The sequence below is a fragment of the Pseudoalteromonas sp. QJM3NY_12 genome (assembly GCF_056173165.1).
The window spans coordinates 2,266,101-2,278,599 of record NZ_CM149661.1; the positions used below are offsets into that span (position 1 = coordinate 2,266,101).

The window sequence follows — 12,499 nt, forward strand, 5'->3', positions numbered from 1 at the left end:
TATTTTTATCAACCCAATAAAATTTTTATGCATACGTATTACTATTGAAATATCTTTTTTAGCGTGATCACTCTGTGCTAAGGTTGCCAGCAAATTTAGTGCTACTTTAACTACATTACACATAATAAAAATTAGGATTGAACAACATGACGACACAGCATGCAACTAAAGGTGAGCATAGCGCACAGACTAAGTGCTCGCTTTTATATGTTATTTTTATATCGGCCGTTGCCGCTATTGGTGGCTTTTTATTTGGTTTCGATTCGGGCGTTATAAACGGCACCGTATCGGCATTAGGTAATACATTTAACTCAAGCAGTGTTGCAACTGGTTTTAATGTTGCATCTGTATTATTAGGTTGTGCGCTGGGGGCTTTAGCTGCTGGCCCATTAGCTGACAAATTTGGCCGTCGCGCTATTATGATTGTCACTGCCATTATATTTGCAGTCAGCGCTTTTGGCTCTGGGGTTGCCGATAGTTCTGCTGAGTTTATTTTTTACCGCTTATTTGGCGGATTAGGCATAGGTGCAGCCTCTGTTTTAGCACCTGCTTATATTGCAGAAGTAGCACCAGCAAGTTTACGTGGTCGTTTAGCGACATTACAACAACTCGCTATCGTACTTGGTTTATTTGCAGCCTTTTTAAGTAATTACCTAATTGCTAACGCCGCTGGCGGTGCCGAAGGTATTTTAATGTTAGATTTAGCCGCATGGCGCTGGATGTTTTGGGCTGAACTTGTTCCTGCAGGCTTATTTTTAATTGGCGTACTTTTTATTCCTGAGTCACCGCGTTACCTAGTCGCACAAGGTAAACTTAAACACGCTAAAACTGTATTTAATAAAATCTCAAATGACGATGCTGATACGCAAATCAATGACGTGAAACAGTCTCTGCAAAGTGATAAAAAACCAAGTATTCGCGACTTATTTATTGATGGTAGTAAAAAAGTACATCCTATTGTTTGGGTGGGTGTGGCTTTATCAGTTTTCCAACAATTTGTTGGTATTAACGTGGTATTTTATTACGGCTCAGAGCTATGGCAAGCCGCTGGTTTTGATGAATCACAATCACTGTTTATTAATGTACTTGCAGGCACCACCAATATTTTATCTACCTTTATAGCTATTGCCTTAGTCGATAAAGTAGGCCGTAAGCCACTATTATTGGTAGGTAGCATAGGTATGTTTATTAGTTTAAGTGCACTTACCTACACCTTTGGAAGTGCAGGCCTTGATGAAGCGGGCAAGTTAGCACTTAGCGAAAATATGGGTACCTTTGCATTAATAATGGCTAATTTATTTGTGGTATTTTTTGGCTTAAGCTGGGGCCCTATTGTATGGGTACTACTTGGTGAAATGTTTAATAACCGTATTCGCGGAGCAGCCCTTGCTGTTGCAGCTAGCGCACAATGGATAGCTAACTTTGCTATTACTATGACCTTCCCGATTATGCTCGGCAGTATTGGTTTAGCAGGTGCTTATGGCTTTTACACTCTTTCGGCATTTATTAGTGTATTTTTTGTGGTTAAATACATCAAAGAAACACGCGGCATGAAATTAGAGTCAATGTAATTATATAGCCTGAGTAGCGCCGACTTTCCATTAGTTTACTCAGGCTAATCCCCCCATTCTATTATCTTATTTTTTGCTAATAAAACTAATTAGATACATTTAACCATTTGGCAAGCGGATACTCTCTGGCACGTTCTAAGCTTTTGCCTGTTGAACTATTATCAACTGAGAATGTTACCAATCACAGTGTATAAATCATCACTATTAATTGGTTTGGCTATAAAGTCATCCATACCTGCTATTAAGCATCGCTGTTTATCTTCTTCATAAGCATTAGCCGTAATCGCTACTATGGGCACTCGCAAACCTGTTTTAACTTCCATAACTCTAATTGTGCGTGTACATTCATAGCCATCCATATTAGGCATTTGGCAATCCATTAAAATCAAATCAAACGATTGATCTTTTAATACATCAAGAGCCTTAACACCATCCTCGGCCATAACTATCACCGCTTCAGTAGGCTCCAACATTTTTGAAATAACATGTCGGTTAATCGCATTATCTTCGACTAACAATATGTGCTTACCCAACAGGTTTGGCTGCATAGCTGTTTTTTTAGGTAAAGTTGATGGGGCATCTGCTGATTTTGGTGCACTAATGCTAAACGTAAATGTACTACCTTTACCCTCTTCGCTATGTAACTGAATTTCACCGTCCATCATTTTTATCAGCTTTTGAGAAATAGCCAACCCGAGCCCTGTTCCTCCATATTTACGAGCAACTCCCACATCAGCTTGAGTAAATTCGCTAAATAACAGTGATTGCTGTGCCTTCGCAATACCAATACCACTATCTTCAACGCTAACTTGAAGCTTATTATCGTGATAATCAAACGATAAATTTACAAAGCCTTGCTGCGTAAATTTATACGCATTAGAGAGTAAATTTATGATCACCTGATTTAAGCGTAATTCATCAACACTAATACACTGTGGCAAATTATTAGTTTGAATAACCGTAAATTCTACCTCTTTGGCAGCAACAATCGAGGAAAATAAAGAGCGTATATTTTCGATAAATGGAGTTAGCTGCGTGGGCCTAATATTTAGCTCCATGGCATTTGCTTCAATTTTAGAAAAATCTAAAATATCGTTAAGAATATTAAGCAAGTTTTTGGCACTTTTTTGCTGTGTGATTAACAATTCCTTTTGTTCGGTACTCAAGGACTGATCTCGAAGCAAAACCTCTCCCATACCTAATATGCCATTCATAGGTGTTCTAAGTTCATGACTCATGTTTGCTAAAAATTGTGACTTAGCAATATTTGCTTCATTGGCGAGTTTAACCGCTTGTGTTAATTCAGTTGTTTGCTCTGCGACTTTATTTTCTAATTGCTGATTAAATTGGCTAAGCTGCTTATTGAGTTCTTCATTTTCTATATTAGATGCTTCTAAATTGCCAATTGAATGCTGTAACGCACTGCCCAACATGTCAAATTGATACTGCAATTGTAGTACTTCATACCAACTAGATTCCGTATTGAATACCTGCTTTTTTGTTTTGCTAAAGTCTTGAATTAAATTAGTCAGCTCTCTAATTGGCTTGGTAAGTAAGTGAGTAAATTTATAAATAAACAACACAACCAATACCATCGAAATTAAGCCTAGTAGCATGGTTGGCAACCATGTACCCACGACCACTATGGTTATGTACTTTCGATTATAAAAAGAAATGACCTGCCAACCATTTTTGTCATCAATAAACTGACTGGTGTGATACATTTCATTATCAGCAGAGCGAAATAGTTGGCTGTTAGGTTGACGCTGAGCTTTAAAAGCTTGCAGGTTAAAGTCACTCAGTGCAGTAAACTGATTTAGTGAACTAAATACTACTTTTTTGTTGGCATCTAAAATTACTAACTGCCCTTTATATTCAAATAAGTCCGGAATAAATCGCTCTAGTCGGTCTAGTTGGAGCGAGCCCTCAATAACACCATAAAATTCATCATCTCTATAAATAGGAGCGGAAAGTGCTACGATCGGTTGATTCCCTAATCCCCTTCCTCGAAATACACCACTGCTATAACCGAAAGGGTACTGCTGAGCTTGAGAAAAATAAGAGCGATCATTAACATAACGCTGCTCTTTAGTTAGTCCACTTAGTAGCTCGCTCGGCATGCTGTTTTTAACAAGGCCCTTTGGACTGGCATAAAGGCTAGTTAAAAAACCTGAATATAAAGCCATCAACTGCTCTAACTGAGGCTGAATTTGTCCACCAACGCTAATTGCATTACTGGTCATTACAACCGCGTTTTTATGAAACTGTAAATAATCATTGAGCTGAGTGCTAATTGATTGAGACTGCTCTTTGAGTTGCGTATTCACTTCGTATTCTAAACGCGAATAATGCTGATTAACCAAAGAAACACTGGTGATCAACACCACTAAAATAATGATAACGCTAACAATATAACTTAAAATACGTGCAAGAGGTTGTCCTTGATAGACTCGACTGGCATGAGGAACAAACAGACTGACCAAGTCGACCAGGGCCAATGCAATCATGGCATTTATTAAGTACTTTGAGGCAGCCACAACAAGTGTGAGCCAAGGCAGGCCTATAACAAAGTGACCCAAAAACCACACCAGTGGTAAACCTACTAAAAACCAAAATACAGCGCCTAAGGGAAGTATTGGCTTAGAACGCTTTAAACAAAAGGCATAAAGCCAAAACAGCTCAAGCACATAAACAACACTGTTCCAGCTATGTCCCCAGCGATAAAATAAAAAACCAGTTACAATCGCTAAGCTAAGGAGAGAATAACGTAGCCCTGCAAACACTAGGCTAAGTATTACAAACGTCTGACCAAATAAAAATTCAGAGCTATCAAAAAAATACAGAGGTAAAAGATTAACGCAACCTCCAATAAGCCCGAGTAATATTGCCAGCGCCCATTTATTCCTCTGAGATGTCATATTGACCCTTAATAGCTTTATTGAACACCTGCGGCGTAAAGTATAATCACGAGTTTTAATTATTACTTACCCATTAGCTATTGTCTATAAAGACAAAGAATTAGCTAAGTGCGTAAAAGCTAGAATTAGCGTACGAATAACAAAATAAAATATTAGAAAATAGATAAATGGAATTTTAATACACCCAATGTTGTTTGAAGTGTAAGTTGGCATAAGATTGAAGCTTATAATGGCATAAAGTTACTAAATACAGGCTTTATGTAGCTAACCATTTAATAATACAGCCCAGTTTAGTTGACTGCTCTGTGCCTTGAGCAGACCTTGAAAATCTTTAATGTCCAAAATCAAGATTTGATAATCATATAGAAAGCTTCTCGAGTTTTTCGATGCAGTTGTGTTGACCAAAACATAAACTGTATTTCGAGGAGCTTGGTATGAAACTATATGGTGGAATTGACTTGTATTCAAAAAATTTTGTTGTTGCTATCATTAATGAACAAGGTGAAACACTTACCGTTAAGCGTTTAAATAATGACATGTCTGTCATTTTATCTTTTCTAAGTCCTTATAAAGACAACTTAAAAGAGCTTGTTGTCGAATCAACATTTAATTGGTACTGGTTAGTCGACGCTTTAATGGATACAGAGTTTAAAGTCCACTAAAAACTTATTAATCAGTACAAAGTTGTTACATGCGACATCTTGGATATAAGCTCAGTAGCAACAAAATAAAACAAATGGCCGCTATCAGAAAAGGCGTTGATACTGAGCAGGTACATGCAGACTTTAGCTCAATGAATACAGCACTGTCAGTCATTTCTAACCTCTCATTAATACGCTGTGCCCAACAGCAAATTAATGTGATAGAAGGCGCTATTTTAAAACAAACATCACTCTCCCCTGAGTTTATGAACCTAACCAGTATTGATGGAATTGGGAATACCTTAGCACTGACCATTATGTTAGAGACAGGCACTATTAAACGTTTTAATAGCCCAGGGAATTTCTCATCGTATTGTCGCTGTGTTAAAGGAGCAAGGTACAGTAATGGAAAGAAAAAAGGCGCTACGAATCAGAAGAATGGTAATCGTTATTTAGCGTGGGCTTTTACTGAGGCCGCTAATTTTGCCATTCGGTACAACCCGACAATCAAAAAATATTATCAACGAAAACTGGCTAAAACGAACCAAGTTATCGCAATTAAAACGGTTGCGCATAAGCTCGCAAGAGCCTGTTATCACAGGCTTAAAGATAATGTTCCATTTGATGAACACAAGGCTTTTTCTTAGCGACGAAAAAACAAATTAGGTTAATGTGTTGAGCTAGTAATGGGGTTGGTAAAACCACTAGATTTGATTGAGCCTGCACGTTAACCGCTCATATTTTAAATACTGGATATGCCCAATGTTTGAGCCACCAAGGGCTGGTTATGTTCAAGCATAAACCACAGAATTGTTACAGCGCAGTGTGTAAACACAGCCAGAAACTGGACTGACATTGGTACTAAACGATGACTGAGGCGAAAGCCAAGGGCATTAATTAATCATCAATAATGCTTAATTAAACTGCCTAAATTCATATCGCGTTTTTTACCTAAGCCATAGTGCATATTCACACCAATCGACGTTATTACTAGGTGCGTAGTCATATTTAAATTGAGTTTAAACAATAAAAAACACTTAGTTTTTGAATAAAAGATCAAGGAAACACAGCTGCCTGCTTGACCGGAACTTTCTAATGGGTGACCCCATTCACTTCAAAAATATTAAAGGATGGTTGGTGGCAACTAAATTGTGACCTTGAACTAAATTCTTCACCTGAATTTAAGATAGAAAAAATCAGTATCTTTAAAAAAGTTTTATCAATTCATCTAAAAAACGTGGATGCTCCAACAATTGTTTTTAGCTATTCCTTTCTTTTTTATTGGTGGTATACCTTGGTTAGTTTGGGGTGTTTCCGTGCGAATTTGATGCTGTTCGCGTGTTAAATTAGGTTTTGATTAATGGCTTTTATAACGGCCTGAGTGCGGTCTTCTACCTCTAACTTAGCAAGGATTTGTGACACATGATTACGAATAGTCCCCTCAGAGTTATCTAATTTTTTGGCAATCACTTTGTTCGACATGCCTAAAGACAAACACTGCAATACGGTTTGTTCTTTGCCTGTTAAGCAGAGCTGAGGGCTTAGCTGCTTTTTGAGTAAAAAATCAGTCACCGCACTTTGCAATACTCGCTCACCTGCAACGACCTGCTTGATAGCGCTAATAAGTTCTTCAAGCTCAATGTTTTTAAGCACATACCCACGAGCACCTAGATTAAGGGCTTTGACTAATACATCACAATCTTCAAATGTGGTAATGATCAGCACAGGGGTTTTATCACCCTTTTCACGCATTTTTTGCAGCACGCCGAGCCCATCTAAATTCGGCATTCTCATATCGAGTAAAGCAATGTCAAAACTATGCTCAGCTAATAGTGCAAGCGCTTGTAAGCCATCTTCAGCTTGGGCTTCTATATTAATGGCGCTATCGAGGTTAAGTAAATTAGCGAGGCCTAAACGAACTAAGGTCTGATCTTCAACTAGTAGGCACTTTATCATGGCTTTTTTCTTCTAAATTGAGTGGCAGTGTCATGGTATTGATCAGTGTTTCTTGCTCAAGGTGTTGTGAAAATTCACCGCCAAATTGTGCCATTCGCTCATTTAATCCTGCTAGTCCATTCCCTTGTTTTGGTAAATGGGTCTCTGGCTGATTATGATACGCCTTTGCAATTAATAGCGGCTGTTGGCCAACGTGGGTGACATTTACATGCAAAGTAAAATGGTTTGCTTGGGTATGTTTAAGGGTGTTGCTGATCATCTCTTGGGTAAACCGCAATACACACAGGGTATCGTCTTGAGGAAGCTGCTCTGTCTCCTTACTTAGTTGGAGATCACAGTGTAAATTAGGTGTCAGTTCGCAAATGGCCTCAAGAGCTTGCTTAAGAATCGTTTTGTCATTGCGTTGAGTGGAAACGATTTCGCGCACCTCAGCCAATACTTCTTGGCTAAGTTGGTGGCAAAGAGAGAGGGTTTCAACGGTGGCTTCATTTGCTGCTCTTTTAGCAAAATCTAAATTAATGCTGAGCGCGGTAAGCTTATGGCCGAGTGAGTCATGGAGCTCGCGTGATATATTTTGTCGCTCTTGCGCTGCATGCATCGCCCCCATCATGTGTTGGGTGGCTTTTAACTCTTTGTAGTTTTGGCGGGATTGGTAATGTGTATTTAAACTTTCGACAATACGCCGGCTAACAAACCAATTCATCAAGCAAAAGAAAAACCAAATTGTAAACGTGATCCAAGGAATGCCATTTTCCCAACGCGCATAATGCGTTAAACCATACACCAGCATGGCGGCCACAACGCAAGCCAGTATTTTAGGAAGCGAAAAATGAGGACTAAAAACCGCGGTAAACATCACTAGGTGGATAAAAACTAAGGATGTTGAACTCAGTTGTATCATTGCCAAAATAAGCAGGAAATAGCCAAGTGCTACGCCGTGAACAAATTTGTTAGGCTGTTTTAACACATACAGCAAAATAGCTAAAATGGAACCACTTACTATGATTTGCAAATATAGCGCTAATTCTGAGTTGGCATAATAGGCACACGCCGATGTCACTCCAAGCCACGATGCCAATGTTGAGAAATGCCAATCGGTTGTATGTCGTATAGTTGATTCCATTACTGTGGCCATATTTTTTTAGCAATTATTGCAGAACTCGCGTTGTAAAAACAGTGACATCTGTCATAGCTCGGGCTATGAGCTTTGTGACTAGTGCCATGAAACCTCATTCATTTATGCTTTATTAATAAAAAAATAGTTGGGCACATTAATGAATAAAGACAGTCGATTACATTACATTGATAATTTACGCAGCCTCGCGCTATTGCTCGGCATCGTATTTCATGCCGCTTTAGCCTACAGTCCGTTCTTTCGCAATATTTGGTTTACGGCAGACCCAAGCACACATGGTCTATTTGATTATATTACGCATACGCTGCACTTATTTCGGATGCCGTTATTTTTTATTATTGCAGGGTTTTGCAGTGCACTTTTAATAGATAAATCGAGCAACGCGCGCTTTTTACATCATCGCAGTAAACATATTCTACTGCCTTTTATTGTATTTTTACCGTTAAGCTTTGCTGTTTACTACCATGCCTTGAGTTTTGGAGCCGGTATAGCTAATCCAATACCGCCGATTTTTGCTGTGTTTAAAGTTATTAAAGAGCCTGTTGTTAGCACTATGCACTTATGGTTTTTGTGGAACTTATTCCAGTTTTGCTTAATTCACTGGTTGTTGAAAACAACTAACTTATTAGGCAATAAATTCGATGCGCTTAGCGCTCACCCTTTATTTATGTGGGTTGTACTTCCCATCGTGTTAACGTTTTCATTAATGGGGCAATCTATTCCATTTCCTGCTCCTGATAAACTCACGCCACAGTTATGGTCGTATGGTTTTTACGGCAGTTTTTATTGGTTGGGAGTGGGGCTTAATAAAAAACAGCAGCTCATTTGGTCATATCATAAATACTTATGGCCTCTTATTTTGGGTGTTGCACTATCACTGACTGGGTATTTTTCTTTATTACCAGCCGCGCCAAGCTTAGATGACGTGATTGCCGCCGCAACTACGGGGTATTTTGCCGCAGCGGGAGAGCTACATGTATTGCATGTTTTATCACAAGGACTGAGTGTTATTTTGTTAACCGCCATAACGTTTTTACTTGGGCATCGTTTTTTAAATCACCAAAGTAAGCTCAGTCGCAGCATCTCAAATGCATCATATTGGATTTATTTAATACATGTGCCAGTGCTGATTTATATTCAGATGCCATTGATTAATACTAATTGGCCAGTTTTAGTAAAGTTTATAGTTAGCGTGGTGGTTACATTATTTATAGGTCAAATAAGTTATTTATTATTAGTTAAAAATACGTGGTTGGGCGCACTACTTAACGGTAGGCAAACCAAGAGAAAGATAATACAGTCAGCTTAAATGTCGTCAATTGGTAATGACTTAAAAGCAGCACTACATAAAGGAATACTATTATGCATGCAATAACAATCAAATCGACCATCGCCACGATTCAACAAGGGGCGATTAAAGCCGACGGAAAATTTTGGCTAACCAACACCGATATTCATTTTGCGCCGTTGAATGCACAATTTGGGTTAGGGCCTTATATGTTTGCACGGTGTGAAATTGTAAAAGTGAGTAAGTGCTCTGGTAAAGTTTCGGGTATTTTGCCTTATACACATGATGCAATTGAAATCGTATTAAAAGATGGTAATAAATATCAATTCATTGTCTCGAATCCAATTGAATGGATTAAATTAATTAACCAATAGTTTAAAACACAAACGCTGGTAGCCCACAAAAATAACTATTGTTTTAATGTACCTAATAATGCACGATAAAATATATCACTATTTTATTGTGTATATAGTAAGCACATGGATTTAATAAAAACGCTTTTGATTGACTGCTTCTCGCTCACTAGGGACTGTTAGATAAAATCAAAATCCTCTTTTCAAACTGAGATGTGGGCTACTACAAATATGTTATTAAATTTTTATGTAAGAGAAATTGGTAAAAAACAACCACCAGAAAAGCTGTTAAAGTTTATTGGCATATAGCATCCGATTTATTTCAGTCATTTAAATACCCACACCCATATGGATATTGAAATAACTAAAATATAATAGTTGGTTTTTAAAAGGTAGTTTTGATTTTCGTTTTATATAACGCGGCCTAAATAATGTTTTCTTTATCTAAATTAACTTAATTAGAAAAAATATTATCGAGATCTTCGTCAATATAAACACCCGTTAATCCATTATCTTCTACAGCAGATTTAAACTTATCTGTACAATACAAACGAGAACCACCTGTAAATTTACTCTTAAAAACAGGCTTATTTTTTACATCATCATTTATGAAAGCAATCTTGATATAATCTAAAGGATAACCATCTAAATATTCGCGTTCACATTTTGCTTCATCTTCTAGTCCAAATGTACGCAAGTTAAAGATTACAATAGGTTCACCATCAGCTTTTGTTTCAATAAACTCACCTAAAGGCGCTAATAAATCTTTTAAAGCTTCATAAGCATTCATCCGAAGAGCGATAAACCCATCCATGATACTTATATCGTAGTTATCTTTTAGATAACCAGGTAAAAAAAGGCAACTCATAACCTTCAGGCCAATACGCTAATAAAGAGTCGTTATTCATATGGATATCAAGTAGAAACATGCAAGCATCTTGATTAGATGGCAACATTGGTTGTATTTTTTCAGCGAATGAAAGTATGTCCCACTCAATCATGTCGTAAGAATTAGTAACGGGCTTTAACGAAAACAACTTTATGATTTACTATCCCAATTAGCATTTTTACGCATCATAACACTGGCTGGCATCTTATGATTTTTTATTTTCACGCCACGTAATGTATTTATAAAATTGAGCTTATAGATTTTGTTTCTTGAATTAGTAAGCGCCATTCTATTAAGCAATTTTTAAAAGGTATTCAAAGAGGGAACCGTGCCTTGAAATGTTTGATTTTTAGCAAAAACCATCATTATTAACATTAATTTCTATGAAATTTATACTTTCAGTATTTGTATAAGAAATAAAACGCTGTCGGTTGGCTTTACTTTATAAAAACATTAAGTGAAAAGAGTTATTCTGATACAAGATTTAAGTAAAAATTACTTAAAATACATGGATTAATATTTGAAGGATTGTGAGCACCCAAATGAGGAATTTGGGTGGCAGTCTTACCAGCCACATCTCGGCACACACGTCACAAACTGTGGCTGCTCCCTTCCGGGCCTGACCAGGTTCGCCTGCTAGTGTTGCGAGAGGACCAATAAGACTACCATTGAGGGCCTTGGTTGGCGCGATTGAGATTATCTCTACTTTTGCTCTGTTATTCAAGGGATAATCAAAAAAGAAAGTGCGATTGCATACTTCATATACAATCGCAGTCTATTTGAGTGTTAAAGCGATTATTAATTGCTCTCTAACTCAGCTTTTATGTTACGTAGTGCCGCTTTTACTTTTTTCATGTTCTCTGGGCCCATGCGTAAAAGTTGCTTTTGCGCAGCGGGTAATTGCTCCCATTCTGAAAACGCATACTGATAGGTCACTGAATCACGCAATAATGGTAAGCTACCTTTTGGCTCAGGAGTATCAAGTAAAAGATCAATGGCATCTTCAAGTGTTTGAGTAAACTCATCATCACCATAACCAATCTCAGTGTATGCGCTGTTGATCAGTGGTTTATACTCTTCGTATAAACGCACAGTTTGAGCTGCACTCATACTTGTGAGTATTTTTACATACGGGGTATAGCGTTCATAGCTATTAGGGTCAATTGTTAAAATATCCCCTTCGTTTACGCTAAAACCCTCTTCTAATTTTGCAACTGGGGTATGCTTGGTAGCCACTTTGCCTTTTGCTAAATTATCAATAAATACCACGCCACGACGAATAACATCATCATTTAACACTAAGCTCATCGCTACATCCCCCAAATATTCATCTAATTTTGCGATGACTACAGGGTCGCTGTCGTTTAACGCTGGTAAAGGCACAACTTCAGCTTCAGGCTCAACTTCAGCTTCAGGCTCAACTTCAGCTTCAGGCTCAACTTCTGGGCGCTGAGCTGGAACGGCTAATTCGGCAGGTTTTTCAGGCTTAACAGAGGGCGCACCTACCACAGGGTCGTTCTCAGGTTTTAGCTCCATAATAGGTTGTTCTTTTACTGGTTCTTCAACCTGCATAACTGTTTTTGGAGCTTCACTTGGTTTTAATAAAGCAAACGCAGCGGCAATAATGATGATTAATAAAATAACCCCAGCAAAGATAAGGTTGTTATTCGGCGGACGTTTTTGAACGTCTGATCCTGATGGTTTATCTGACATACGAACTCCATAAATATAAAAATGCGATACTGTTT

Annotated in this window: 10 protein-coding genes and 1 other RNA gene; 5 read left to right on the forward strand and 6 right to left on the reverse strand. The window is 37.9% G+C overall.

Annotated features, from left to right (window positions below; all coding sequences use genetic code 11):
• Positions 1-146 precede the first annotated feature (146 nt).
• Positions 147-1,571: a sugar porter family MFS transporter gene (locus tag AC0VZ5_RS10650; RefSeq protein WP_178956325.1), complete on the forward strand. Its 1,425-nt coding sequence runs from the start codon at positions 147-149 to the stop codon at positions 1,569-1,571.
• A 161-nt stretch (positions 1,572-1,732) separates the two neighbouring features.
• Here the strand turns inward: AC0VZ5_RS10650 and AC0VZ5_RS10655 are convergent, their stop codons facing one another.
• Positions 1,733-4,489 carry a response regulator gene (locus AC0VZ5_RS10655; protein WP_475472771.1) on the reverse strand — a complete coding sequence of 919 codons (2,757 nt, stop codon included), beginning with the start codon at positions 4,487-4,489 and terminating at the stop codon, positions 1,733-1,735.
• A gap of 434 nt (positions 4,490-4,923) precedes the next feature.
• On the opposite strand from AC0VZ5_RS10655, the gene AC0VZ5_RS10660 reads away from it, so the two are divergent.
• Entirely contained in the window at positions 4,924-5,151 is a 228-nt protein-coding gene (locus AC0VZ5_RS10660; protein ID WP_249363147.1) for a hypothetical protein, read from the forward strand.
• A 29-nt stretch (positions 5,152-5,180) separates the two neighbouring features.
• Entirely contained in the window at positions 5,181-5,777 is a 597-nt protein-coding gene (locus AC0VZ5_RS10665) for a transposase (RefSeq protein ID WP_249363148.1), read from the forward strand.
• A gap of 694 nt (positions 5,778-6,471) precedes the next feature.
• Here AC0VZ5_RS10665 and AC0VZ5_RS10670 read toward each other — a convergent pair.
• The gene (locus AC0VZ5_RS10670; protein ID WP_138605015.1) at positions 6,472-7,086 is read right to left on the reverse strand and encodes a response regulator; all 615 of its coding nucleotides are present in this window, start codon (positions 7,084-7,086) and stop codon (positions 6,472-6,474) included.
• Positions 7,064-8,209 (reverse strand): sensor histidine kinase, encoded by a 1,146-nt coding sequence (locus AC0VZ5_RS10675; RefSeq protein WP_138605016.1) that lies wholly within the window; start codon positions 8,207-8,209, stop codon positions 7,064-7,066. Before AC0VZ5_RS10675 ends, AC0VZ5_RS10670 begins: the two co-directional genes overlap by 23 nt.
• Before the next feature lie 151 nt (positions 8,210-8,360).
• Here AC0VZ5_RS10675 and AC0VZ5_RS10680 point away from each other — a divergent pair, with 151 nt between their 5' ends.
• Positions 8,361-9,530 carry an acyltransferase family protein gene (locus AC0VZ5_RS10680; RefSeq protein ID WP_475472775.1) on the forward strand — a complete coding sequence of 390 codons (1,170 nt, stop codon included), beginning with the start codon at positions 8,361-8,363 and terminating at the stop codon, positions 9,528-9,530.
• A 53-nt stretch (positions 9,531-9,583) separates the two neighbouring features.
• Complete coding sequence (locus AC0VZ5_RS10685; protein WP_138605018.1) at positions 9,584-9,883, forward strand: hypothetical protein; 300 nt, start codon at positions 9,584-9,586, stop codon at positions 9,881-9,883.
• A 433-nt stretch (positions 9,884-10,316) separates the two neighbouring features.
• Here the strand turns inward: AC0VZ5_RS10685 and AC0VZ5_RS10690 are convergent, their stop codons facing one another.
• From AC0VZ5_RS10690 to AC0VZ5_RS10700, 3 genes are all read right to left on the reverse strand, one after another.
• Complete coding sequence (locus tag AC0VZ5_RS10690) at positions 10,317-10,730, reverse strand: hypothetical protein (RefSeq protein ID WP_475472777.1); 414 nt, start codon at positions 10,728-10,730, stop codon at positions 10,317-10,319.
• A 583-nt stretch (positions 10,731-11,313) separates the two neighbouring features.
• Positions 11,314-11,410: signal recognition particle sRNA small type (gene ffs, locus AC0VZ5_RS10695), an RNA gene on the reverse strand.
• A gap of 139 nt (positions 11,411-11,549) precedes the next feature.
• Positions 11,550-12,464: a DUF3014 domain-containing protein gene (locus AC0VZ5_RS10700; protein WP_475472779.1), complete on the reverse strand. Its 915-nt coding sequence runs from the start codon at positions 12,462-12,464 to the stop codon at positions 11,550-11,552.
• Positions 12,465-12,499: the final 35 nt, after the last annotated feature.

Bases quoted from the DNA above. Each gene is read 5' to 3' on its own strand.
- AC0VZ5_RS10650 (WP_178956325.1), top strand. From the start codon at position 147: ATGACGACACAGCATGCAACTAAAGGTGAGCATAGCGCACAGACTAAG.
- AC0VZ5_RS10655 (WP_475472771.1), bottom strand. From the start codon at position 4,489: ATGACATCTCAGAGGAATAAATGGGCGCTGGCAATATTACTCGGGCTT.
- AC0VZ5_RS10660 (WP_249363147.1), top strand. From the start codon at position 4,924: ATGAAACTATATGGTGGAATTGACTTGTATTCAAAAAATTTTGTTGTT.
- AC0VZ5_RS10665 (WP_249363148.1), top strand. From the start codon at position 5,181: ATGCGACATCTTGGATATAAGCTCAGTAGCAACAAAATAAAACAAATG.
- AC0VZ5_RS10670 (WP_138605015.1), bottom strand. From the start codon at position 7,086: ATGATAAAGTGCCTACTAGTTGAAGATCAGACCTTAGTTCGTTTAGGC.
- AC0VZ5_RS10675 (WP_138605016.1), bottom strand. From the start codon at position 8,209: ATGGAATCAACTATACGACATACAACCGATTGGCATTTCTCAACATTG.
- AC0VZ5_RS10680 (WP_475472775.1), top strand. From the start codon at position 8,361: ATGAATAAAGACAGTCGATTACATTACATTGATAATTTACGCAGCCTC.
- AC0VZ5_RS10685 (WP_138605018.1), top strand. From the start codon at position 9,584: ATGCATGCAATAACAATCAAATCGACCATCGCCACGATTCAACAAGGG.
- AC0VZ5_RS10690 (WP_475472777.1), bottom strand. From the start codon at position 10,730: ATGAGTTGCCTTTTTTTACCTGGTTATCTAAAAGATAACTACGATATA.
- AC0VZ5_RS10700 (WP_475472779.1), bottom strand. From the start codon at position 12,464: ATGTCAGATAAACCATCAGGATCAGACGTTCAAAAACGTCCGCCGAAT.